The organism is Oxalobacteraceae bacterium OTU3CAMAD1, from assembly GCA_024123915.1.
Lineage (GTDB): Bacteria > Pseudomonadota > Gammaproteobacteria > Burkholderiales > Burkholderiaceae_D > Rugamonas.
This window is the reverse complement of record CP099650.1, coordinates 5,388,800-5,409,902: the sequence shown is the minus strand read 5'-3', so window position 1 is coordinate 5,409,902 and position 21,103 is coordinate 5,388,800. Positions and strand designations below refer to the sequence as shown.

Here is a 21,103-nt window from a genome sequence, read left to right as displayed (position 1 = left end):
CCACGAAAACGCAAATGTCAGGTACCTTGGTTGAGTTTCCACGGAACGCCGAAACGGTCGACCACAATTGCATAGCATGGCGACCAGAATGTTCTCTGCGGTGAGAGCACGACATGCCCGTCGGTTTGCAACGCGTCGAAGAAGGATCTGACCTTCGCCTCGGAGTCGACACCGAGCAGCACATAAAAGCCTTTCGGCTTCTCGTAGCGGATCGGGTCGACGTCCGCACCCGCCAACTCGACACCATCGATACTGATATTCGCATGCACGATTTTATCTCCATGCGACGCCGACGACGCAGGAATTGGGGCGTCTTTAAGCCGGAGCATCGTGCCGATCGTTCCACCAAGGTGCTCGGCGTAGAAGTTAAACGCCTCCTCACACTGCCCGTTGTAATCGATATGAAATGACAAGCTCATGCTGGATATGTCCTCAAAAGGTTAAGTCGCTTTGCTTTGCAACGCTTTCACGCAACTTTGCAGCGCGTCTTCAAACGAATAGGATACGTGGTCGGCCTGGTCGAACGTGCACTCGCGAAGGTCGGGATTTTCGAACGGGCTCGGTAATAGCACTGCGAACTGCTTGCAGTGCGGCAGACTTTCGCGGAATTTTTGGATCGCCAGTTTCATCTTGTCGCGGTCGTTTAGCGGATCGATGCTGACCAGGCAAACGATCGACACCAGCTCCGGTGACGCCTCGGGCGGCGCCGGTTCGTCCAGATCCTCCATGCTCATGCTGCGGGCGTCGATCTTCTGCTCGCGCAGCACGCGCACCAGAATCTCCGTGGCCAGCTCGTCGAACTGGCCGTCGAGGCCGATCGTTAGCACCAGGCTGCCGGGCGGCACGTCGAACGATCCCTGCCATTCACCGGTGGCGGAGATGCGGCTGTCGCGCAACTGGCGTCCGATGCCGACCCCGGCCAGGGCCGAGACGCTCTTGCGCCGCTTCCACCATTTCGGATTGCCGCTCAGCGCCTCGATGACGGCGATGACGGCGGTGCTGACCTTGACTTCCTCCTCCGGCGTGATGGCGTTGTCTTTCAGGTCGAAGTGCGCCAGGTGCAGCGCGGGCACCAGCACGCCGTCGCAATAGGCCGCCAGCGATTTGTGCTGCATGTAGCGCTTGGCGCTGGCGACGATCTCGTGGGCGTCACCGGAGAGGATGCGCTGATAGAAATTCTGCGGCATGGTCAGCGCCGGCAGCTCGCCGAACATGATCTCCAGCACCTTGAGCGCGCGGATGTAGCGACCCGCCACCACCAGGCACAAGGTCAGCGGCGTCGACAGCACCAGCCCGACCGGCCCCCAGATCGCGCTCCAGAAGATTGCCGCCACCACCACCGACAGCGGCGACAGGCCCGTGGTGTGGCCGTACAGCTTGGGTTCGATGGTCTGGGCGACGATGATGTCGACCACCAGGAACCAGCCGAACGTCATCAACGCCAGCGACCAGCCCGGATCGATGGCCGCCGCCAGCAACGTGGCGCAGAACGCGGACATCCAGAAGCCGACGTAAGGAATGAAGCGCAGCACGGCGGTCATCGTGCCCCACAGCAGCGCCTGCGACAGGCCGATCACGCTCAGACCGATCCAGATGGCGACGCCGGTACAGGCGTTGACGGCGAATTGCGAGATGAAGAAGCGCGATAGCCGCTCGCCGGCGTCATTGACGGCGATGGTGGTGGCGCGCAAGTCGGCGCCGCCGGCCAGGCGGATGAAGCGGTCGCGCAGCGCCTCGTGTTCCAGCAGCACGAAGATCAGCACGATGAAGACGATGCCGGCCATTTCCAGCGGCGGCCAGACCGAGGCGATGATTTTGCCCAGCAGCTGCAACGGTTTCAGCGCGGGTTCGTGGATTTCAACCGGCACGGGCGTGCGGCTCGACCCCGGCAGGCCAGGCTGCGCATCGAGCGGCGTGCCCGGCACGTCCTGCGTGAGATGTTCGATCAATTGGCCAGCCGGGCCGCCCAGGCTGCCGATGGTGCCGCGCGTGAGGCTGTCGAGGGCCTCGACCTTGGCGGCGATGGTGTCCTGGTATTGCGGCAAGCTGGCGCCGAGGCGGCTGACTTGCGAGATGATCACCGCGCCTATCATCAGCAGCGCGGCGGTGACAAGCAGCACGCCGGTCAGCACGGAGGCGGTCTGGCCCAGGCCGATGCGGCGCAGCGAGCGCACGAACGGCGCGATCAGGAAGCTGAAGATGAAGGCCAGCGTGATGGGAATGAGCACGTCGCGGCCGAAGTACAGCAGGCCCAGCACTGTGGCCGTACCGACCAAGCCGACGACGGCGTTGGGCAATGCGCGGGCGGGGAGGGAGTCTGACACGTGTTCCTTGTGGGTAGTCTGCGGAAGGCAAGCATGGGCCTGCTTTCCGAGCCTAAATTAAGGGCTATCGTGTGTCAATGCTTCTTACGTAGGGCGGATTAGGCGGAACGCCGTAATCGGCCATCTTCGAACCGCTGGCGGCGCGTACATGGCCGATTACGCTTCGCTAATCCGCCCTACGTGTTTCAGATGGCGCTTCGGTTGGCGGTAAAATTCAGGTGGTGCTGCGACGCAGGTAGTTGACCGGGGTCGAAATGGGCAGGTCGGAAACGGTGACCGAACTGGCCAGGGCCACCTGGTCGGCTTCGCGCAATTTGGCGTCGGGGGCGAGGACGCGTTCAATGACTTGCGGGTTGATATTAATGCTCTGCAAAAACTCGACCGCGCTTGGCGTGCCGATATCGCGTTGGACTTCCAGCGCTTGCCGGACGATGAATTCCAACGAATGCCAACCCGCCGTTTCCGACGTCTCCGGCGGTCGGCTCTGACGTCTGTCGTGCTCTGGACTCATGTCGTACTCCTTGCAACGGGGATGAAAAAAGATGGGAAGAAATTTGAATGAGCCCAATTGTAGCCTAACTCGCGGCCCCGCAACACCATACATCGCGACGATTTCCGCATCGCCGAAACTAGCCGCTTACTAGCCGCCGAACCATTGTTTAAGCGTGTCCCTGGCTTTTTGCACGTGCTCGTCCTTGATGTGCGCGGCGACTGCGGTGGCGGCGGCGATCAGCACGCCGATATCGTCGGTGTAGCCCAAGGCCGGCAGCAGGTCGGGTATGGCGTCGATCGGCGAAATGAAATAGCCGAGCGCGCCGTAGATGGTCGTCTTCGCCCACAACGGCGTGTCCGGGTCGGTGGCGGAGTAGTACATTTTCAGCGCCTGTTCGAGCACTTTTTGCCCGGCGGTTTTCGCGTGGGTCTTTACCTTGTTCCAGAAGCCGGCATCGGAATAGTGCGACGCGTACTCGGTCTTGGCCATCATTGTTCTCCCTCAAGCACAACATTGAACTGCGTAGTTGCAGCCAGTGTAGCTTGCCGGGACGTAAAGCTCAAAATCCTACGGAACATTGGGCCGCCGCCAGCGTCAAGCGCCCAAGCGGCACGGTCTGATGTCGACATCTAAACCACGTAGGGCGGATTAGGCGGCACGCCGTAATCGGCCATGCATGCATGCTACCGCGACGCATGCATGGCCGATTACGCTTCGCTAATCCGCCCTACGTGATTGCCGATGTGAGCTAACGCTGCCGGCGCTGCTCAACGTAGCGCCGGATAGCTGAACGCGATAAAGTGGGCGGCGTTGAGGGCGATGTGGAGGAAAATCGGCGCCTCGATGCGCTGGGTGGCGTGGTAGGCGTAGGCGTAGCCGAAGCCGGCGACGGTGGCCAGCAGCGCGTAAGCCGCGCCGCCGGGCAGGTGGACCAGGCCGAACAGTAGCGCCGAGCAAACCAGGGCGATCCACTTGCCCGAGCGCCAGCGCGCCAGCGATGCGGCCAGGCGATGCTGGAGGAAGCCCCGGAAAAAGGCTTCCTCCGCCACCACGGTGAAGAATAGATTGACTGCGATGAATTGCATCGTCAGCTGCGACAGCTTGAAGTCCGGGCGCACCGCGCCGATGGCCATGGCCAGGCCGAGCACCGTCACCAGTGTCACCAGCAGCACGGGCAACGACTGCTTGAGCACGCCGCCGAACTCGTTCCACGAGCGTGCCCGGCTACACAGGAAAGCCAGCAGGATCAGGCCGACTGCGCCCTTGTCGAAGTTGGCGTATTGCGTGAACGGCGCTGCGCCGGGGGAAATCGTGACGGCGTCGATCACCACCGCGTTGTTGAAGCCGGGCAGCTTGTGGATCGCCAGCGCCAGTGCCAGCACCGCCGTGGCGACGCCGAAGATCACCCGTACATATTGTTGCGGCGTTCGCGCCGTCATATAAGTTGCGCCGGCCAGCGCCGCCAGCGCGACGATGGCCGGCGGCCGCAGCACGCCGGCCGCCATGCCGAACGCGAGCGCGGCGACGAAGAACGCCAGCCACGGCGCGATGGTGACCCGCCCGAGGGCGACCGGTTTGGCCCACGCGGCGCAGATCGCGGCGGCAAGCAGGATATAAGTGGCGAGTGTGGTGTCCGGGATCATTGCGCGATGGGTTTATTTTTCGCGCAATAATATCACCTGAGCAACCTCAATCAAAACTTATAGCTAATGCCCGTCATCAGCATGGGCGTGGTCTTGCGCTTGGTCAGCGGGCTGTCGGCGGCGTCGCCCAGCAGTCGCGTGAAGCCGACGGCGGTGTGGGTCGACCAGCGCTTGTCGATCACGTGGTCCCAGCTGACTGCGGCGCTGACGGTTTCAAAGCCGGATTTGGCCTGGTAAGCCTTGAAGCCGGAGCGGGCGCTTTGCGCGCCGGTGACGCCGAAGTAAGTCTGCATGTGCTTGTTGTCGCCATAGACCGCCGACCCGCCCAGGCTGACCTGGTCGTTGGCGCCGCTGTACAGCGGCACCGAGGCGCCGAGGGTGTAGGTGGAGCCGTTCTCGCGCTTGCCGACGGCCTGCGTGGTGCCGACGCTGAGGCCGACCTTGCCGAGCTGGTAGCTGGCCGTCAGCACGGCTTGCAAGCCGCCGTCGATGTCGCCCATGCCGCGCAGCGCGTCGGAGCCGGCGGCGAAGGTGCGCTTTTTCTCGTCGCGCGCGCCGCCGTAGGTCAGCGCGCCGCTCAGGTTGACGACGCCGACGTTGGTTTGGTAGCCCAGGCCGCGCCGCGTGCTGATGAAGAAGCCGTTGTCCCAGGTGCGTTCCAGGAACGGCACCGGCACCACACGGCTGTCGTCGCTACCGGCGTATTCCGGCACGTAGGCCGCGCCCAGGCCCACCATCAGGCTGTCGCCGTCGGGCGCGTCGGCGGCGCTGCTGTTGGCGCTGATGGCGCACAAGGTGGTCAGGGCGAGGGCGAGCTGGAGTTGGAGGGCGTGGCGCATGGTGGTTATCCTGTCGGTTGTGGTTCGAGGTCCGCCGGTGCGTGATTGCCCGGCTCGGAACGGGCTGAAGTGTGGCAACATTTGCGGTCCGCCGCTATCGGCTTGGCTGAAGTATCATTTGCTGAATTCTCAGGTATCGCGTGGCGATGCCGGCACCCAGGAGCTGACATGTCTTTGACCCTTTATTACCATCCGCTGGCCTCGTTCTGCCACAAGGTGCTGATCGCGCTGTACGAGAACGGCACGCAATTTGACAAGCGCATCATCAATCTGGGCGAGGAGAGCGATCGCGCCGAACTGCAGGCGATGTGGCCGCCGTGCAAGTTTCCGGTCATCCGCGACCACGAGCGCACGCGCGACGTGCCGGAGACCTCGGTCATCATCGAGTATCTGGATCGGCATTTTCCCGGCGAGAAACCGCTGATCCCGGCCGACTGGGACGCGGCGCTGGACGTGCGCCTGTGGGACCGCTTTTTCGATAACTATGTGCAGGAGCCGATGCAGACCATCGTCAACGGCCATCTGACCGGATTGCAGTGCGACCAGACCAAGGAGCGCACCAAGCTCAAGACCGCCTACAAGATGATCGAGAAACGCATGACGAGCAGGGTGTGGATGTGCGGCGACGACTTCAGCATGGCGGACTGCGCGGCCGCGCCGGCGCTGTTCTATGCCAGCACGATCTTGCCGTTCCCGGAGGAGTACAGCCAGTTGCAGGCGTACTTCGAGCGGCTGGTGATGCGGCCGTCGTTCAAGCAGGTGTTGGAGGAGGCGAAACCGTATTTCTCGATGTATCCGTTCGTGCAGGATATTCCGGACCGGTTTTTGTAGGTAGGTGCGGTGCGCCGTCTTAACCCGCAGGACGGGAAGAGGGGTCGTACCCCACTGGGTACGACCCCGCGACTATCGCCGTGCGGGGCAATACTCAGCTTTAGCTCTTGTTGCCTTTGTTCTCGTCGCTTTGCATCGAAGCCGGCTGTTGCATCGCGCGGTTCTGCGACGCGACCTGGGCGAATTGGGTCGCCTGGTCGAGGATTTCCTTGCCGGCGGCTTTCTGCATGCGCAGTTGCTGGTCGGTCTGGGCGGCGGCCTTTTGGGTCACCACGTCGGCCAGCTCGGTGGCGGTACGCGCCGTCTGCGGCACGTGCTGTTGCGCGACCTGGTTGATGTTGGTCTGGAAGTCGCTGGTGATCTTCACCAGTTGCTGTTGGTAGGTCTGCAGTTTCTGCGCGACCGCCTCGACGGACGGGCTGGCATCGGCGCGCTCGGTGGGCGGCGTCAGCATTGCCGTTTGCAGCATTTGCGTGGAATCCTGCATCCAGCTGCGGCTGAACTGCAGGTTCACTTCTGCAAGTTCGCGCATCGTCTGCACCATGGCAAGCGACACATCGTTAAAGTAAGCGATACGTGCTTCGATGTGATTTTTTGCTGCTGGCGATATGGTTTCCACAAACGAATTCATGTTGATCTCCTCATTCAAATAGCGGCCAAAATGTGAGGCGACACAGGCGCTTTGGCCGGACGCCGGAAGCGATATTCTGGCAGGTGTGCGGGAAAATTGACACACCAGAGCCTGCCGGCACTATTCGTTTTGCGGGGTCAACAGATGCTATCTGTTGCTCAATTGAAGGGAGCCGCGCCGCCAGTGGCGCGCGGGATCAAATACATGCTTTTTTGCCGGCCATCGAGGTAGCGCACGCCCGACGCGTCAAAGAACGCGTCCTCTTCCAACATGATATTGACCGGCGCCGGCCAGCCCGGTAAAACCGACGCCGCGCTCAGTTCTATCGAATACGCGGTGCGCTCGCGCAGCGCCTCGTCGCCGCTGCCCGGCACGCCGTTTTGCATGTCCCACATGCCGATGGCCGGGCCGGCGGCGTGGCCGTGATAGCCCAGCGGGTGGCTGTAGATGGTCGGTTTGATGCCCTCGGCGCGCGCCTGCGCCAGCGCGCCGGCCAGCATCTGGTTGCCGGTGCGGCCCTCCTTGAATTGCTCCAGCAGGATGTCCTGCAAGCGGTTGGCCTGGCCGAAGGCTTGTGTCAGCGCCGCCGGCGCGGCGTTCTCGCCCGGTTGGAGCACGTACGCGTGCTGCTGCACGTCGGTGTTCAGGCGCAGGTAGGTGATGCCGATATCGACGTGCAGCAGGTCGCCCGGCACGATCACGGTCGGATCGGGCAGGCCTTTGCCGCTGCGCTGGATCGCCACCGACGGGTGGAACCAGGTATCGTAGCCGAGCTCCCGGATCTTCTGGCGGAACCACCACACCACGTCGTCGCTGGTGGTGATGCCGGGCGTGATGACGCGCTCGGAAAAGCCCTCGTCGATGATCTTGTGGGTGGCGTTGACCAGTTGCGGATAGATTTGCATTTCGCGCTCGCTGCGCGTTTCGAGCCAGCGGATCGCCAGAGGCTCGGCCGAGACCACCTTTTGCTTGTATGCGGCCGGCAGCGCTTGCAGCAGTTCGACGTAGTCGGTGTGGTCGATGCCGTCGGCGTGGCCGAAATTGCGCGAGGTGTTCAGCGCGATCTTGTTCGGATTGCGCGTCTTGATGATATCGACCAGCGCGTCCCACTGGTCGGGGAATTTTTTCATGTCCCAAGCGGCGGCGATGCTCTTGCCGACCGCGTAGCGCGCGACCGCCAGCTTTTCCACCGTTTTCTTGACCGGATCGCGGTGGAACACAATGATTGTGCGGCGGCGGGCGTTGAGCCACTCGGCCGGCAGCATGGTTTTGAGCACCGGGTCTTCGTTGTACTCGCGCGAGACCAGCACCCACATGTCGATGCCGGTCTGCTCCATCATCCCCGGCAGCAGATTGTCCAGGCGGTCGGCCAGCAGTTCGTTGACGACCGTGGCCTGGTCGCGCGGCGAGAGCACGGTTGCGTGGCAGGCGGTGGAGATCAGCAGGGGGAGGGCGAGTGCCAGCAGATATTTTTTCATGCTCAGATGTTGACGGCAGATTACAATGAAGTCAACGATTTGGATACCAACCAACCTGGAGGATCACCGAGTGCAGCCACCGACGATATTCTATTTGCATGGCGGGCCGGGTCTCGGCACCGCGTTCGAGCGCCAGCGCTATCCGGACGCCGACAATGTGCACTGGTGGCAGCAGCCGTCGGCCGTGTCCTGCGCCACGCGGCCGTATCAGGACCTGCTGGCCGCGACCGTGGCCGAGTTCCGGCTCAGCGTCGACATGCTGGGCGGGCCGATGACGATCATGGCCAGCTCCTTCGGCGCCCATCTGGCGGTGCACCTGGCGCGCCAGATGCCGGAATCGATCGCCCGCATCGTGCTGTTGGCGCCGACCTTTAATCCGGAGGAGGCCGCGCTGCGGCTGGCACGCCACGGCCTGGCGCTGCATGCGGAAGATGCCAACGCCGGCAAGCTGGTGGCTGCGCTGGCGGACTACGAGGCCGCACCGGGACGCGCGCGGTTCTGGGACGTGATGGGTGCCTTGTGGCTGCTGCCGAATGTAACGTCGCTGTATTTCGGTCCGAACTCGGGGGATGAGCCGCAGGTGTTCGCCTATCTGCTGCAGCAGCCGGGCGTCTTTGACGGGCCATCGTCGGTGGCGACGTCGGACGATTTTGCCGCCAGCGCGCCGGAGCCGGTGCGCAGCCCGTACCAAGGGCCGGTGTCGGTGATTTTCGGCGAATTCGATCCGATGATCGACCCGGTGCTGGATTGCGCGATCTGGAAGGATGTATTCCCGCAGGCCGCAGTGCACACGCTGCCGACCGGGCATTTCCCGCTGTTGGAGTTGTCGATCGAGGCGTGCCTGAACCCTTAAACCCAACCCGGCATGCGTCTGGCGATACACATGCGTTACCACTTAGGGGTCGTACCCCGTTCGGGGTACGACCCCGCATGGCCGTGCGGGTTACCGCTTAATTGACCGGTTTTTTGTCCTGCGCTGGCGCAATGTTCTCGTCGATGTCGCTCGATGCCGACTTCACGCGCTGATACGTCACGCTGCCGCTGTTCTCGGGCAGCGCCGCGCCGGTGTAAAGCAGCGCCACTTCGGCGATGGCGACGGTGTTGTCTCCGCCGAAGCCACTGAGCGCGGTAAAGCGCAGCTGCCGCGCGCTGACGCTCTTGCCGAATTCAATCCGCTGCTGATCGTAGGTGGAAACCAGCGCGCCGCGTTTGATCTCCTTCCAGTTGTCGCCATCGTCGCTGGTTTCGATCAGATAGTCGCGCACGTCGCCTTCGTGGTCGCGGTGGTTCTGGCGCGGCATCAGCAGCAGTCCGGAGAAGGAAGCCGGGGCCGGGAAGCTGACCGTCAGCGTTTGCGGAGCGCGCGGCGCCGCTTGCGTACCGGCCGTCCAGAAGGTGTTCGGATCGCCGTCGATGGCGTTGGCCGGGTTGTTTCCGCCGCTGGCCTTGGCGGCCAGCTTCTTCATCACCAACGTATCGAACAGCGCCTTGCGGAAGTCGGCGGCGCTGATGGCCGTCTGCGGATTGAAGCTGTCGCTGGCCATGTAGTCGAGCACCGATTTGCGCAGCTGGCGCGCGACGATGCGCTTATCCAGATTGGTTTCCAGGTCCGGACTGGCGACTATCAGGCGGCCGTTGCCGACCTTCGCCTCCAGCAGCAGGCCCAGTTTGAAGTTGCGGTTCCAGTCGTCGACCGGTTGCACGATCGGTTGCAACGCGGGCGGCAGCTGGTCCAGATTGATGGTGCGCGTGCCCTTGATCAGCTCCGACCATTGCCAGTCGTTGAAGCGGTCGGTGGGGAATTGCGTCAGCGCCGGGTGTTTGTTGTCGATCCAGACGCCGAGTGTGCGGCTCCACGCTGGATTCATCAAGCGGTTCCAGAACACCGGCACGCTGTCGAGCGGCGGGCCGCTCCAGTCCAGATCCGGCGCCAGCGGCAGGAACAGCACCTTGCCGCCAGCCGCGAGGCCGGCTTCGGCGGCGGGCCAGCTGTGCGTGACCAGCACGTCGGCCGGTTCCGGCGCAGTGATCTTGGCGGGATAGAGCCAGATGTTCCAGTCGTTTTCAGCCAGCGGTTCAACCCCTACGCCGACGCCGACCTGCAGCCGGTACGCCAGTGGCGCCGCCAAGTCCTTGAGGGGCAGCTTGATTTGTCCGAGCGGGATGTTCTTGCCGATGTCGATGGTCCTGCGTGCGAAGTCGCCGCCGGCGACGACGCGGCCGGTGGCGTCGATCAGCTTCCACCAGGGCTGCGCGTCGCTCAGGGCGGCGGCGCCGAAGTGGGCGATCTCCACGTCCGCCGTCAGCGTTTCGTCGGTGCTCCACGTGCGTTTGAGCAGGCGCGCCAGCGGCACGGTCTGGCCGTTGAAGCGCCGGAATTCCTCGGCGGTCGCGTAGCCCTTCGGCTCCCAGAACGTGTCCAGGATGCCGACCAGCGCCGTGCCCTGGCCCAGATAGTCGTGCAGGTCGAGCAGCTGATAGCCCATCAAGCCGGGCGTGCGCAGGTTCGCTTCGATCTCCTCCTTGTAGGCCTGCACCTGGAATTTGCCGGAGGCCCAGGCGAAGTCCTTGTTGCGCGACGCCATGCCGTGGCGCGCCAGCGAGTCGCGGAAGATCTCGTAGTTCCCGGGACGCAGATAGCCCCGGAATTTGCGGATGATGTCGTAGTCGGGATAAGCGGCCCACTGACCCGTTTCGTGCGACACCACCGGCACGTTGACGCCGGCCAGCGAGGCGCCGTAGTCGCGGCCGAACCAGCCTTTGTCGCCGCGCAGCGGTTTGGGACCGATGCGCTGCATCGACAGGAAGTCGGTGCCGTCGGCCAGGCCGGGGACTTCCTTCTCGGTGTGGCCGGTGCCGTTGGAGTAGAGCCGGCGCGGATCGGCCTTGCGGTAGTGGGCGATCCATGTATCGAAGGCCTCCTTCCAGCGGCCTTTCGGCTCGTTGGCGGGGCTGAGCAAAATGAAGGACGGATGATTGCCGTAGGCTTTGATCATGCGCTCGGTCTCTTCGTACAGCATCTTGTCCATCGCGGTGCCGGGTGAAACCTCGTTCCACATGCCCGGTTCCGGTTGCAGGTACACGCCCAGTTCATCGGCGGCCTGGAACGCCGCCTCGGGCGGGCAGAAGGAGTGGAAGCGTATGTGGTTGATGCCCCAGTCCTTGTTGATCTGGATGATCTTGCGCCAGTAGGCGACGTCGGTCGGCGGATAGCCGGTCAGCGGGAAGTCGCCGCCGTGGTGGGTGCCGCGCAGGAACAGCGTGCGGCCGTTCAGCATGAACTGATTGCCCTTGGCGGCGATCTGCGCGAAGCCGAAGCTGACGTCGCGGGTGTCGGCGGCGCCCGCGCCCTTGAGCTGGAGGCGGATATTCTGCATCGCGGGGTTGAATTCATCCCACGTCTGGGTGTTCGCCGGGAAGCGCACCTTGATCTCGGCGCTGCCGCCTTGCGCGTTCCATTTGACCTTGTGCGCCACGCCGTTGGCCGTGACGGTGCCGCTGCCGGCGCGGCCGCCGGCATTGCCGATGCTGATCTTGACGCGCGCCGTTTTGCTCTTCACATCCGGGTAGACTTGGGCGTCGTCCAGCCATACCGGCGAGGTGGCGCGCAATTCCATTTTGCCGACGATGCCGTTCCAGCTCATGCCGAGCGAATCGGAGACGCTGTGGGCGTCGGGCCGGTAAGCCATCAGCATGCGGTTGTCGACGCGGACGGAGATTCGATGCCGCCCCGGCGCCAGCAGACCCAGGTCGTATTCGTGTTCGGCCACCAGACTGAGATTGCTGCCGACCTTGCGCTCGTCGATCCACAAGGTCGACCCCCAGCGCGGACGTTCCAGGAACAGGGCGACGCGCTTGCCGCGCCAGGCCGCCGGCACGTCGATGTCGCGCTGGTACCAGGCGGCGCCGAGGTAGTGCTTGGGCGGCTGCGACAGGAATGGGACTTTGACGTTGCCGGCGGCGGTGTGGGTTTTGTAGTCTTCGCGCTGGTCCCAGTTTTTATCGTATAGCGACAGCACCCACGGCGTTTTGGTGGTGATGTCGTCGCCGTAGCCCTGCGCCTGCAGGATACCGGGGAGGGCGATGCCGTCCTTCAGATCGCGGGCGAACCAGGCCTGGTTCACGCCTTCGTCGTTGCGGTCCATGGCGAAACGCCACTCGCCGGAGAGGTCGCGCGACTCGGCCGCGTGCAGGATGCCGTGGGCGCAGACTGGGACGCAAAGGAGGGCGATGGCGAGGATGCGGAGCATGGAGTGCCTTGCAAAACGAGGGTAGCGCGAGTTTATCAACCAATTCAACCAATCCGCATGCGGCTTTCAGTCAACTACGTGCGCGTTTGGCGTCGTCCGGGCCTATTCAGTTACAATCTGCTGCGCCAAACCAGCCACTATAGCCACTATACCAACACATGCAACTACGCCGTCTTACCCTTGCCGCTTTGGCCATCTTTGCTGCAACTGCCATCGTCGGCTGCAAAACCACGCCAGTGATTGAAACGCCGGTGCAGCCGATCGCCGTGCCCGAGCCGCTACCGCCGCGCAAAATCAAGATCGGCCTGGCGCTGGGCGGTGGCGCCGCGCGCGGCTTTGCCCACATCGGCGTGATCAAGGCGCTCGAGGCGCAGGGCATTTATCCGGATATCGTGGTCGGCACCAGCGCCGGCAGCGTGGTCGGGGCGCTGTACGCGGCCGGGAACACCGGCTTCCAGCTGCAAAAACTCGCCTTCGACATGGACGAGGCGGCGATCTCCGATTGGGCCATGCCGCTGTTCGGCAAAAGTACCGGTGTGTTGAAAGGCGAGGCGCTGCAGGCCTACGTCAACAAGGTGGTCAACAACCAGCCGATGGAAAAGCTGAAGGTGTCGTTTGGCGCCGTGGCGACGGATTTGAAGACCGGCCAGCCGATTCTTTTCCAGCGCGGGAATACCGGCATGGCGGTGCGGGCGTCGTCGTCGGTGCCGGGCGTGTTCCAGCCAGTGACGATCAGCGGCCGCTCGTACGTCGACGGCGGGTTGGTGGCGCCGGTGCCGGTGCGCTTCGCGCGCGACATGGGCGCGGACTTCGTCATCGCCGTCAATATCTCCACGCAGGCCGACGTGCAGGCGACCGTCAGCTCGGTCGACGTGATCATGCAGACCTTCAGCATCATGGGCCAGCGCATCAACCAGTATGAATTGAAGGACGCCGATATCGTCATCGCGCCTAGCCTGGGCAAGATGGCCGGCAACGACTTCGCCGGCCGCAACCAGGCCATCCTGGCCGGCGAGCAAGCCGCCGCGCTGGCCATGCCGCAGCTCAAACAGAAACTCGAAGCGCGGCGCAGGCCGTAGGCTTTACAATTACCTTTCCAAATAATAAGCAACAACCAAGGAAGAACCATGCAAACCAAACCGTATCTGTCGCTTGCCGACGTCAAGAAAATCGCCGCTGCTGCTGAAGCCGAGGCTGTCGCCAACAAATGGGCGGTCGTGATCGCCATCGTCGATGACGGCGGCCACCTGCTGTGGCTGCAGCGCCAGGACGGCGCCGCGCCGTTGTCGTCGCACATCGCGCCGGCCAAGGCGCGCGTGTCGGCGCTGGGCCGCCGTGAATCGAAAATCTACGAAGACATGATCAACAATGGCCGCGTTTCGTTCCTGAGCGCGCCGGCGCCGCAGACCGACGGCATGCTCGAAGGCGGCGTGCCGATCATCGTTGACGGCCACATCATCGGCGCCGTCGGCGTCTCCGGTGTCAAATCGGCGGAAGACGCGCAGGTCGCCAAGGCCGGTATCGCCGCGCTGAACTAGTGCGAACCTGTAGGGCGGATTAGCGCAGCGTAATCCGCCCTACGGAAACATCGCATGCCGATCTGGCAATAGAGGTAAATCGCCCGCAACGGGCGATTTTTTTTTGCCGCTGTTTCGCTGCCCCTCCATTGCCAAGCAGGGTGGATTTGGTTATAATTCAAAGGTTTAGCCAATCTCACCCTACCGTAGCCGACCACCACTCACTCCATATTCAATCTGACCTTCCACCCCGGCCTGCGACGGCCTTGGGTACACGACGGTCGTCTGACGTGGCGCAGCTACGGTAACTTTATCAGGAGTTACCCTTGCCGCCATTTTTTTCTGGCCCCGCCGTTCCAGCCATACTGGCCCTCGCCGACGGAACCATTTTTAAAGGTTTTTCAATCGGCGCCGCCGGCCATACCACCGGCGAAGTCGTTTTCAATACCTCCATGACCGGCTATCAGGAAATCCTGACCGATCCCAGCTATTGCCGCCAGATCGTCACGCTGACGTATCCACACATCGGCAACACCGGCGTCAATCCAGAAGACGTCGAGTCCTCGAAAGTCCACGCAGCAGGTCTAATCATCCGTGATCTGCCGCTGATGGCGTCGAACTTCCGCTCCACCCAGTCGCTGGCCGATTACCTGAAGGCCGAGAACATCGTCGCCATCGCCGGTATCGACACCCGCAAACTGACCCGCATCCTGCGCGAAAAGGGCGCCCAATCCGGCGCCATCCTGGTCGGCACCCAGGGCAACGAGCCGTCCACCGCGCAAGCGCTGGAACTGGCCCGTTCCTTCCCGGGCCTGGCCGGCATGGACCTGGCGAAAGTCGTTTCGACCAAGACCGCCTACGAGTTCACCGAAGCGGAATGGAAGCTGGGCGAGGGCTACGGCAAACTCGCGGAGCCTAAATTCCACGTGGTCGCCTACGACTACGGCGTCAAGCGCAACATCCTGCGCATGCTGGTGCAACGCGGCTGCAAAGTGACCGTGCTGCCGGCGCAGGCCACCGCCGCCGACGCGCTGGCGCTCAACCCGGACGGCGTGTTCCTGTCGAACGGTCCTGGCGATCCTGAGCCATGCGATTACGCGATCCAGGCCACCAGGGAATTGATCGACAAGGGCATCCCGGTGTTCGGCATCTGCCTCGGCCACCAGATCATGGCACTGGCCTCCGGCGCGAAAACGCTGAAGATGAAGTTCGGCCACCACGGCGCCAACCACCCGGTGCAGGACCTGGACAGCAAGAAGGTGATGATCACTTCGCAGAACCACGGTTTCGCCGTGGACGCCGCGACCCTGCCAGCCAACACCCGCGTAACCCATAGCTCGTTGTTCGACGGCTCGCTGCAGGGCTTCGCCCGCACCGACAAACCGGCGTTCTGCTTCCAGGGCCACCCTGAAGCTTCGCCCGGCCCGACTGACGTCGCTTACCTGTTTGACCGCTTCATCGGCATGATGGAAGCAACGGAGAAAAAATAAGATGCCTAAACGTACAGACATAAAAAGTATTCTGATTATTGGCGCTGGTCCGATCATTATCGGCCAGGCTTGCGAGTTCGATTATTCCGGCGCCCAGGCCTGCAAGGCCCTGCGCGAAGAAGGCTACAAAGTCATTCTGGTCAACAGCAATCCTGCGACCATCATGACCGACCCCGAAATGGCCGATGTGACCTACATCGAGCCGATCACGTGGCAAGTCGTCGAGAAGATCATCGCCAAGGAAAAGCCGGACGCGATCTTGCCGACGATGGGCGGCCAGACGGCGCTGAACTGCGCGCTGGACCTGCATCGCCACGGCATCCTGGACAAATACAAGGTCGAGCTGATCGGCGCCACGCCGGAAGCCATCGACAAGGCCGAGGACCGCTCCAAGTTCAAGGACGCGATGACCAAGATCGGCCTGGGTTCGGCACGCTCCGGCGTCGCGCACTCGCTGGACGAGGCGTGGGCCGTGCAGCGCGACGTCGGCTTCCCGACCATCATTCGTCCATCGTTCACGATGGGCGGCAGCGGCGGCGGCATCGCCTACAACGAAGAAGAATTCGAAGCGATCTGCAAACGCGGCCTGGAAGCGTCGCCGACCAACGAGCTGCTGATCGAAGAATCGCTGCTGGGTTGGAAAGAGTACGAGATGGAAGTGGTGCGCGACAAGGCGGACAACTGCATCATCATCTGCTCGATCGAGAACCTGGACCCGATGGGCGTGCACACCGGCGACTCGATCACCGTGGCGCCTGCGCAGACCCTGACCGACAAGGAATACCAGATCATGCGCAACGCCTCCTTGGCGGTGCTGCGTGAAATCGGCGTCGACACCGGCGGTTCGAACGTGCAGTTCTCGATCAACCCGGCCGACGGCCGCATGATCGTCATCGAAATGAATCCGCGCGTATCGCGTTCGTCGGCGCTGGCCTCCAAGGCCACCGGCTTCCCGATCGCCAAAGTGGCGGCCAAGCTGGCCGTTGGCTTCACGCTCGATGAGCTGCGCAACGAGATCACCGGCGGCGCGACCCCGGCCTCGTTCGAGCCTTCGATCGACTACGTCGTGACCAAGATCCCGCGCTTCACGTTCGAGAAATTCCCGACCGCCGACCACCACCTGACTACGCAGATGAAATCCGTCGGCGAAGTGATGGCGATCGGCCGCACATTCCAGGAGTCGTTCCAGAAAGCCTTGCGCGGCCTGGAAGTCGGCGTCGATGGCCTGAACGAGAAGACCAAGGACCGCGAGAAGATCGAAGAGGAACTGGGCGAGCCAGGTCCGGAGCGTATCTGGTACGTGGGCGACGCTTTCGCCCAGGGCTTCACCCTGGAAGAAGTACACCAGCTGACCAAGATCGATCCATGGTTCCTGATCCAGATTAAAGAGATCGTCGATCTGGAACTGTGGATGGACACGCAGAAGCTGGAACAGCTGGACAAGACCGTGCTGTACAAGCTGAAGCAAAAAGGCTTCTCGGATCGCCGTCTGGCCTTCCTGCTGCAGACCGATGCCAAGGCCGTGCGCGCCCGTCGTCATGAACTGAACATCCGTCCGGTGTACAAACGCGTCGACACCTGCGCGGCCGAGTTCTCGACCAACACCGCGTACATGTACTCGACCTACGATGAAGAGTGCGAGTCCAACCCGACCGACAAGAAAAAGATCATGGTGCTGGGCGGTGGCCCTAACCGTATCGGCCAGGGTATCGAATTCGACTACTGCTGCGTACACGCGGCGCTGGCGATGCGCGAAGACGGCTACGAGACCATCATGGTCAACTGCAATCCGGAGACCGTGTCGACCGACTACGATACCTCCGACCGCCTGTACTTCGAGTCGCTGACCCTGGAAGACGTGCTGGAAATCGTCGATCTGGAAAAACCGGTCGGCGTGATCGTCCAATACGGCGGCCAGACCCCGTTGAAACTGGCGCTGGACCTGGAAGCCAACGGCGTGCCGATCGTCGGCACCTCGCCGGACATGATCGACGCCGCCGAAGACCGCGAGCGTTTCCAGAAGATGCTGCAAAAGCTGGACCTGCGCCAGCCGCCCAACCGCACCGCGCGCACCGAGGCCGACGCCCTGGCGCTGGCGCAGGAAATCGGCTACCCGCTGGTGGTGCGTCCTTCGTACGTGCTGGGCGGACGCGCGATGGAAATCGTCCACGAGCAGCGCGACCTGGAACGCTACATGCGCGAAGCGGTCAAGGTATCGCACGATTCGCCGGTGCTGCTGGACCGCTTCCTCAACGACGCCATCGAGTGCGACGTCGATTGCATCTCCGACGGCGAAACCACCTTCATCGGCGGCGTGATGGAACACATCGAACAAGCCGGCGTCCACTCGGGCGACTCGGCGTGCTCGCTGCCACCGTACTCGCTGGCGCAGGAAACCATCGATGAACTGAAGCGTCAAACCTCGCTGATGGCCAAGGGCCTGAACGTGGTCGGCCTGATGAACGTGCAGTTCGCGATCCAGAAGCAGGACGTCGACGGCGAATCGAAGGACGTGGTCTACGTGCTGGAAGTGAATCCGCGCGCATCGCGCACGGTGCCGTTCGTGTCCAAGGCGACCGGCCTGCAACTGGCCAAGATCGCGGCGCGCTGCATGGTCGGCCAGACCCTGGCGCAGCAGGGCATCACGACCGAAGTCGTGCCGCCTTACTACAGCGTCAAGGAAGCCGTGTTCCCGTTTGTGAAATTCCCTGGTGTCGACACCATCCTCGGACCCGAGATGAAGTCGACCGGCGAAGTCATGGGCGTGGGCAAGACCTTTGGCGAAGCCTTCGTCAAGTCGCAGATGGGCGCCGGCGTCAAGCTGCCGAAGTCGGGCAAGGTGTTCCTGTCGGTGAAATCGTCCGACAAGCCGCGCGCCGTGAAAGTGGCGCGCGACCTGGTGGAGATCGGCTTCTCGCTGGTGGCCACCAAGGGCACCGCCGCCGTGATCTCGGCCGCCGGCATTCCGGTGACCGCCGTCAACAAGGTGGTCGAAGGCCGTCCGCACATCGTCGACATGATCAAGAACCACGAGATCGTGCTGGTGATTAACACCGTCGAAGAGAAGCGCAACGCCATCACCGACTCGCGCGCGATTCGCACCTCGTCGCTGGCCTCGCGCGTGACGACGTACACCACCATCGCCGGCGCCGAAGCGGCGGTCGAGGGCATTCGTCATTTGGACGAACTGCAAGTGTACGATTTACAAGGGCTGCATAAAACCTTACACTAAGGCTTAGCAGTACTTTTGAACCACAGAGCTCGCGCTGCAGTTGGCGTGGCCTCTGTGGTTTTCCATTGTAAAACCAGAGTAAATAAACAACATGACTTCAGTTCCACTTACCAAGTACGGCGCCGAGCTCTTGAAAGAAGAGTTGCACCAGTTGAAGACCAAAGAACGCCGTATCGTGATCGACGCGATTGCTGAAGCGCGTTCCCATGGCGACCTGTCTGAAAACGCCGAGTACGATGCCGCGAAGGAACGCCAGGCGTTCGTCGAAGGCCGCATCGCGGAATTGGAAGGTAAGCTGAGCGCAGCGCAAATCATCGATCCGACCACCCTGGACGCCGAAGGCCGCGTCGTGTTCGCGTCGACCGTCGACCTCGAAGATTTGGAATCGGGCGCGAAAGTGACTTACCAGATCGTCGGTCTGGACGAGGCGGATTTGAAATTGAGCAAAGTGTCGGTGACCTCGCCGATCGCCCGCGCGCTGATCGGCAAATCCGCCGGCGACGTGGTGGAAGTGCAGGCGCCGTCGGGCCCGCGCGAATACGAAATTCTGGAAGTGCGTTACATCTGATGCTACTTGCGCGTATCCGTTTGCTGGTCGCGACCTTGTGGGCGGGCAGTTTGTGGGCGATCGGCTACCTGGCCGCCCCGACCTTGTTCGCCACCTTGACCGACCGCGTGCTGGCCGGCACGATTGCCGCCAGCCTCTTCAACAACCTCGCATGGCTGTCGATCGCCTGCGCCGCGATCATGCTGGTGCTGGTGTGGGTGAGCAAGGGCACGGAGACAGCCGGGATTTTCGCCGGGTCGGCCCGCAACTCCGAGGTCAAATCCCGCCGTACATTGATGGCGGTGATCCTGGTGATGCTGGGATGTACGTTGGTGTCGCACTTCGGCCTGCAGCCGATGATGGGCGCGCTGCGTGCCGCAGCGGGGCCGGGCGGTGTGATGGAGTCGGCTGCCAAGAACGAGTTCGGCATCCTGCACGGCATTTCCAGCGGGCTGTTTTTGGTGCAGAGCTTGCTGGCCGCGTGGCTGGTGATCAAACAGTAACCCCAAACCGATGGGGTCTGACCCCTTGGGGTCAGACCCCGGGCCAACGGGGTGCGGGGTTCAACGGTGCCGCTAGCGCCGTTATTTCGAACCCAGAGCGCTCTTCTTCGAGGATTTCTGCTGTGGCTTGGCGCGCTTGATGTTGCCGCCCTGGGTCACGCGTTCATTCCCTTTCAACAGCACCTTGGTCACGGACGGACGTTTGGTGCCGCTCGGGCTAGGCTTGACGATGGTCACTTCGCGCAAGCCCTTGCCGGACGTCGAACGTTCCTTCGTGGTTTCCACTTTCGGGCGGTACAGGACCAGCAGCTTGCCGAGGTGTTGCACCGGGGCGGCGTCCAGTTGCTCGCAGATGGTGTCGTACATGGCGGCGCGGGCTTCGCGGTCGTCGCCGAACACGCGAACCTTGATCAGGCCGTGCGAATCCAGGCCCAGGGCGATTTCCTTGAGGACGTTGGCGGTCAATCCCGCTTCGCCGATCAGAACGATGGGCTTCAGCGCGTGAGCTTCGGCGCGCAGGGCGCTGCGCTCAACGGGTGTAAGTTTTTGCATAATATATTTTTAGTGGTTCCCTTAAAGGCAGTATTCTACGCGAATGAAGAAGAAGAAATTAAACAAAAACTGGTTGCACGACCACATTAACGACCCTTACGTGAAATTAGCGCAAAAAGAGGGCTACCGCGCCCGCGCCGCTTTCAAGCTCAAGGAGATCGACGAGGACGAGCACCTGATCAAGCCCGACCAGGTCATCGTCGACCTCGGCTGCACTCCCGGCAGCTGGGGCCAATACGTGCGCCGCAAGCTGGCCGGCAAGGATGGCGGCGGCATTAACGGCACGCTGATCGGCCTCGACATGCTGCCGATGGAGCCGATCGCCGACTTCCATTTCATCCAGGGCGATTTCCGCGAGCCGGAGGTGTTGCAGCAACTGGAAGATCTCGTGAAGGGCCGGAAAGTTGACGTTGTGTTATCAGATATGGCGCCCAACCTGTCCGGCATCGCCAGCGCGGACGCCGCGCGCATGGAGCATCTGATCGATCTGGCAATAGAATTCTCGCAGGCGCATTTGAAACCTAGCGGTTCCTTGCTGGTCAAATGTTTTAAAGACATGGGTTTTAACGATATAGTGTTGAAGTTTCGCCAAGAGTTTAAAACGGTGGTGCAGAAAAAACCGAAAGCCAGCCGCGACAAATCGTCCGAGATTTTCCTGCTCGGCCGTGGTTTGAAAAACCCCACCGACGGCATGGCATCGGCTCAGCCGTTAGAATCCGACCAATTCCGTCCTTGATCGCTCTTGTTTTTTACCGTACGGGCCGCACATGCAG

19 protein-coding genes are annotated in these 21,103 nt (G+C 62.5%); 9 read left to right on the top strand and 10 right to left on the bottom strand.

Going from position 1 to position 21,103, the window contains the following annotated elements; translation table 11 throughout:
* Positions 1–17: 17 nt before the first annotated feature.
* From NHH88_22950 to NHH88_22925, 6 genes are all read right to left on the bottom strand, one after another.
* Positions 18–419, bottom strand: coding sequence for a VOC family protein (locus NHH88_22950; GenBank protein ID USX12530.1), 402 nt, complete (start codon positions 417–419; stop codon positions 18–20).
* 21 nt (positions 420–440) lie between these two features.
* On the bottom strand, positions 441–2,324 hold the full coding sequence (locus NHH88_22945; GenBank protein USX12529.1) for an AI-2E family transporter: 1,884 nt from the start codon (positions 2,322–2,324) through the stop codon (positions 441–443).
* A gap of 214 nt (positions 2,325–2,538) precedes the next feature.
* Positions 2,539–2,835, bottom strand: a complete 297-nt coding sequence (locus tag NHH88_22940) for a hypothetical protein (GenBank protein ID USX12528.1) — start codon at positions 2,833–2,835, stop codon at positions 2,539–2,541.
* Between the two features lie 129 nt (positions 2,836–2,964).
* Positions 2,965–3,309: a YkvA family protein gene (locus tag NHH88_22935; GenBank protein USX12527.1), complete on the bottom strand. Its 345-nt coding sequence runs from the start codon at positions 3,307–3,309 to the stop codon at positions 2,965–2,967.
* 275 nt (positions 3,310–3,584) lie between these two features.
* Positions 3,585–4,460 (bottom strand): CPBP family intramembrane metalloprotease, encoded by an 876-nt coding sequence (locus NHH88_22930; protein USX12526.1) that lies wholly within the window; start codon positions 4,458–4,460, stop codon positions 3,585–3,587.
* Between the two features lie 50 nt (positions 4,461–4,510).
* Positions 4,511–5,299, bottom strand: a complete 789-nt coding sequence (locus NHH88_22925) for a MipA/OmpV family protein (GenBank protein ID USX12525.1) — start codon at positions 5,297–5,299, stop codon at positions 4,511–4,513.
* Positions 5,300–5,467: 168 nt separating this feature from the next.
* On the opposite strand from NHH88_22925, the gene NHH88_22920 reads away from it, so the two are divergent.
* Complete coding sequence (locus NHH88_22920) at positions 5,468–6,130, top strand: glutathione S-transferase family protein (GenBank protein USX12524.1); 663 nt, start codon at positions 5,468–5,470, stop codon at positions 6,128–6,130.
* 100 nt (positions 6,131–6,230) lie between these two features.
* On the opposite strand, the gene NHH88_22915 is transcribed toward NHH88_22920, so the two are convergent.
* Together NHH88_22915 and NHH88_22910 are read right to left on the bottom strand one after the other, a co-directional pair.
* A complete protein-coding gene (locus tag NHH88_22915) occupies positions 6,231–6,761 on the bottom strand; it encodes a phasin family protein (protein ID USX12523.1) in 531 nt (176 codons plus the stop codon).
* 158 nt (positions 6,762–6,919) lie between these two features.
* A complete protein-coding gene (locus NHH88_22910; GenBank protein USX12522.1) occupies positions 6,920–8,239 on the bottom strand; it encodes an aminopeptidase P family protein in 1,320 nt (439 codons plus the stop codon).
* Between the two features lie 25 nt (positions 8,240–8,264).
* Here NHH88_22910 and NHH88_22905 point away from each other — a divergent pair, with 25 nt between their 5' ends.
* Positions 8,265–9,092: an alpha/beta hydrolase gene (locus NHH88_22905; GenBank protein USX12521.1), complete on the top strand. Its 828-nt coding sequence runs from the start codon at positions 8,265–8,267 to the stop codon at positions 9,090–9,092.
* A gap of 97 nt (positions 9,093–9,189) precedes the next feature.
* Here the strand turns inward: NHH88_22905 and NHH88_22900 are convergent, their stop codons facing one another.
* Positions 9,190–12,489 (bottom strand): discoidin domain-containing protein, encoded by a 3,300-nt coding sequence (locus tag NHH88_22900; protein ID USX12520.1) that lies wholly within the window; start codon positions 12,487–12,489, stop codon positions 9,190–9,192.
* Between the two features lie 158 nt (positions 12,490–12,647).
* On the opposite strand from NHH88_22900, the gene NHH88_22895 reads away from it, so the two are divergent.
* From NHH88_22895 to NHH88_22870, 6 genes are all read left to right on the top strand, one after another.
* Entirely contained in the window at positions 12,648–13,568 is a 921-nt protein-coding gene (locus NHH88_22895) for a patatin-like phospholipase family protein (protein ID USX12519.1), read from the top strand.
* 48 nt (positions 13,569–13,616) lie between these two features.
* Entirely contained in the window at positions 13,617–14,027 is a 411-nt protein-coding gene (locus NHH88_22890; GenBank protein ID USX12518.1) for a heme-binding protein, read from the top strand.
* A gap of 305 nt (positions 14,028–14,332) precedes the next feature.
* Positions 14,333–15,496 (top strand): glutamine-hydrolyzing carbamoyl-phosphate synthase small subunit, encoded by a 1,164-nt coding sequence (gene carA / locus NHH88_22885; protein USX12517.1) that lies wholly within the window; start codon positions 14,333–14,335, stop codon positions 15,494–15,496.
* Position 15,497: 1 nt separating this feature from the next.
* On the top strand, positions 15,498–18,728 hold the full coding sequence (carB, locus tag NHH88_22880) for a carbamoyl-phosphate synthase large subunit (GenBank protein USX12516.1): 3,231 nt from the start codon (positions 15,498–15,500) through the stop codon (positions 18,726–18,728).
* Between the two features lie 91 nt (positions 18,729–18,819).
* Positions 18,820–19,296 (top strand): transcription elongation factor GreA, encoded by a 477-nt coding sequence (gene greA / locus NHH88_22875; protein USX12515.1) that lies wholly within the window; start codon positions 18,820–18,822, stop codon positions 19,294–19,296.
* Complete coding sequence (locus NHH88_22870; GenBank protein USX12514.1) at positions 19,296–19,778, top strand: DUF4149 domain-containing protein; 483 nt, start codon at positions 19,296–19,298, stop codon at positions 19,776–19,778. Before greA ends, NHH88_22870 begins: the two co-directional genes overlap by 1 nt.
* An 81-nt stretch (positions 19,779–19,859) precedes the next feature.
* Here NHH88_22870 and NHH88_22865 read toward each other — a convergent pair whose 3' ends face one another.
* Positions 19,860–20,330 carry a YhbY family RNA-binding protein gene (locus NHH88_22865; GenBank protein USX12513.1) on the bottom strand — a complete coding sequence of 157 codons (471 nt, stop codon included), beginning with the start codon at positions 20,328–20,330 and terminating at the stop codon, positions 19,860–19,862.
* 43 nt (positions 20,331–20,373) lie between these two features.
* Here NHH88_22865 and NHH88_22860 point away from each other — a divergent pair, with 43 nt between their 5' ends.
* Complete coding sequence (locus NHH88_22860) at positions 20,374–21,066, top strand: RlmE family RNA methyltransferase (GenBank protein USX12512.1); 693 nt, start codon at positions 20,374–20,376, stop codon at positions 21,064–21,066.
* Positions 21,067–21,103 lie beyond the last annotated feature (37 nt).

Coding starts and splice junctions, on each gene's coding strand:
- NHH88_22950 (USX12530.1), bottom strand. CDS start 419: ATGAGCTTGTCATTTCATATCGATTACAACGGGCAGTGTGAGGAGGCG.
- NHH88_22940 (USX12528.1), bottom strand. CDS start 2,835: ATGAGTCCAGAGCACGACAGACGTCAGAGCCGACCGCCGGAGACGTCG.
- NHH88_22935 (USX12527.1), bottom strand. CDS start 3,309: ATGATGGCCAAGACCGAGTACGCGTCGCACTATTCCGATGCCGGCTTC.
- NHH88_22930 (USX12526.1), bottom strand. CDS start 4,460: ATGATCCCGGACACCACACTCGCCACTTATATCCTGCTTGCCGCCGCG.
- NHH88_22925 (USX12525.1), bottom strand. CDS start 5,299: ATGCGCCACGCCCTCCAACTCCAGCTCGCCCTCGCCCTGACCACCTTG.
- NHH88_22920 (USX12524.1), top strand. CDS start 5,468: ATGTCTTTGACCCTTTATTACCATCCGCTGGCCTCGTTCTGCCACAAG.
- NHH88_22915 (USX12523.1), bottom strand. CDS start 6,761: ATGAATTCGTTTGTGGAAACCATATCGCCAGCAGCAAAAAATCACATC.
- NHH88_22910 (USX12522.1), bottom strand. CDS start 8,239: ATGAAAAAATATCTGCTGGCACTCGCCCTCCCCCTGCTGATCTCCACC.
- NHH88_22905 (USX12521.1), top strand. CDS start 8,265: ATGAAGTCAACGATTTGGATACCAACCAACCTGGAGGATCACCGAGTG.
- NHH88_22900 (USX12520.1), bottom strand. CDS start 12,489: ATGCTCCGCATCCTCGCCATCGCCCTCCTTTGCGTCCCAGTCTGCGCC.
- NHH88_22895 (USX12519.1), top strand. CDS start 12,648: ATGCAACTACGCCGTCTTACCCTTGCCGCTTTGGCCATCTTTGCTGCA.
- NHH88_22890 (USX12518.1), top strand. CDS start 13,617: ATGCAAACCAAACCGTATCTGTCGCTTGCCGACGTCAAGAAAATCGCC.
- carB (USX12516.1), top strand. CDS start 15,498: ATGCCTAAACGTACAGACATAAAAAGTATTCTGATTATTGGCGCTGGT.
- greA (USX12515.1), top strand. CDS start 18,820: ATGACTTCAGTTCCACTTACCAAGTACGGCGCCGAGCTCTTGAAAGAA.
- NHH88_22870 (USX12514.1), top strand. CDS start 19,296: ATGCTACTTGCGCGTATCCGTTTGCTGGTCGCGACCTTGTGGGCGGGC.
- NHH88_22865 (USX12513.1), bottom strand. CDS start 20,330: ATGCAAAAACTTACACCCGTTGAGCGCAGCGCCCTGCGCGCCGAAGCT.
- NHH88_22860 (USX12512.1), top strand. CDS start 20,374: ATGAAGAAGAAGAAATTAAACAAAAACTGGTTGCACGACCACATTAAC.